Here is a 1,963-nt window from a genome sequence, read left to right on the forward strand (position 1 = left end):
GTTATTTGCTCGCCGTTAAACGATCCGTATCGCGCCCGTTGCGCAATATACGCATTATGCGTAATAGTAGCCGGGTGCCTTATTTTGCTCTGGCTCTGGGGCATCTTGCGGTCCGCTCATAGAGCAGCCGCATAGAAACAGCGCCGCACACAGAAACAAAACGATTTTTTTCACCATATATCCTTTTCAAAATTTTTATAATTTTATCTTTGATTGGTTGCAAAATTTCATAAAATTTTTCAAAGCACTCATAAAAATTTTATCCCCTTTGAAATTTAAAATTTTTGGCGAATTCTAACAACACAAATTTCGTCAAAATTTAGGCTTCGCGCAGCTTATAATCTCGCGAAAAAATTAAAATTCTGGCGATGCGAGCCGTATTAATGCGACATCCACGCGACGCGCACCGTGCAAGATCGCGCAGCCTCCGTCCCGCTCGCCGAAATACCGCGCTCAACGTGCCGAACACAGCCGCGCCGCTTTGGAATTTTAAAATTTCGCCGAATTTTAAAGGTACCGCGTTAAATTTACTCGTTGCGCAGTGTTTGCAGCACGTCGATCTGCGTGGCTTTTTTGGCAGGATACCACGACGAAAGCGCCACAATAAGCACCGCGCCGATTAAAATCATCGCCAAATCACCTAGCGAGAGCTCCATCGGCAGCTTCGAACTTCCGTAAACGTCGGCAGGCAGATTTACGATGTCGAAACTTCCGAGCAGCCACACGCCGAATAGGCCCAAAATGAGCCCGAATATGATGCCGCCGCCGCCGATAGTGGCTCCGAGCGCAAAAAAGGTCCTCTTAACCTCCTTTTTGCTAGCACCCAGGCTAAGTAAAAGCGCGATCTCTTGGCGGCGGTTCATCACGGTCATCAGAAGCGAACTTACGATATTTAGGCTCGCGACGAGGATTATCAGCATCAGTACGATGAAAAGCGCGCGTTTTTCAAGTGCAAGGGCGCTGAAAAAATTGCCGTTTTGCTGCCACCAGCCCACGGCGTTGGTCCCACCGGGAAGGCTTTTTTTGATGCGCTCCAGGTCTTTAAACGGATCGTTTGAAAAAACATGCACGCCGTCGAAAGTCCCCTCGTCGTAGCCCAAAATTTTAGCTAGATCGCTCGCGTCCGCGTAGGAATACGCCTTGTCGTAGGCGATCAGCCCGGAGCTGAAGTCCGCGCGCACTTCAAAGCGCTTCATCTTAGGGATCAGCGCAAAGCCGCCAGGATCGCTCTTCGTAAAGATCATCGTGATCTTGCCGCCCTCATCCAGCATAAACTCATCTTTGATCCCGCGCCCTATCATGATGCCGTAGTTCGTTAGATTGGCGTCTTTGGCGCCTGCTGCGACGACGGAGTTGATCCGCTTTTCGTCGTTTAAATTTACGCCGAAAATCAGTCCGCCCTCGAGCTTCTCGCCGCTTTTGGCGATGACTTGCGAGCTAATGTAAGGACTAAAGATCAGATCGGGAAAGTCCGCCCGCAGTCCCTCCACGTCGTCTTTTGAAATACCGCCGCGAAAATGGCTGTGGATCGTGATCGGGTAGTTCATCGTAAAGAGCTTGCGCTCAAATTCCTTATCGAAGCCGTTCATTATCGCCATCGCGACGATCAGCACCGTAAGTCCCACGCCCACGCCCAAGAACGCAAGCAGCGCCGAAAGCGTAATGAAGGGCTGAGAGCGATCGAATCTGAGATATTTGAATAATAAATACTTTACCAAAAAGCCGTCCTTGTAAAATTTCACATAAAATTTAGCGCTAAATTCTATGTGAAATTTTAAGTATTTTGGAATTTTAAAATTCCAAAAATGGGTTTCGCACCTTCAAATATGAAAACTCCGGCGGGCTTTGAAAATTTAAAATCACGCCGAAATCTATTTATACGCAATGAAATTCGCCCCCAAGATATCCGATACGGCAAATCAAACATATCGTCTTGCCAAAACCTCGAAATTTTAAACCCGAA

2 protein-coding genes are annotated in these 1,963 nt (G+C 47.7%); both read right to left on the reverse strand.

Going from position 1 to position 1,963, the window contains the following annotated elements:
* Positions 1-527 precede the first annotated feature (527 nt).
* Entirely contained in the window at positions 528-1,718 is a 1,191-nt protein-coding gene (locus Q0277_RS03925; RefSeq protein WP_297995826.1) for an ABC transporter permease, read from the reverse strand.
* Between the two features lie 56 nt (positions 1,719-1,774).
* The coding region (locus Q0277_RS03930; protein WP_297995828.1) for a hypothetical protein at positions 1,775-1,963 on the reverse strand (189 nt) is incomplete at its 5' end.

The sequence above is a fragment of the uncultured Campylobacter sp. genome, assembly GCF_938030815.1.
Classification (GTDB): domain Bacteria; phylum Campylobacterota; class Campylobacteria; order Campylobacterales; family Campylobacteraceae; genus Campylobacter_B.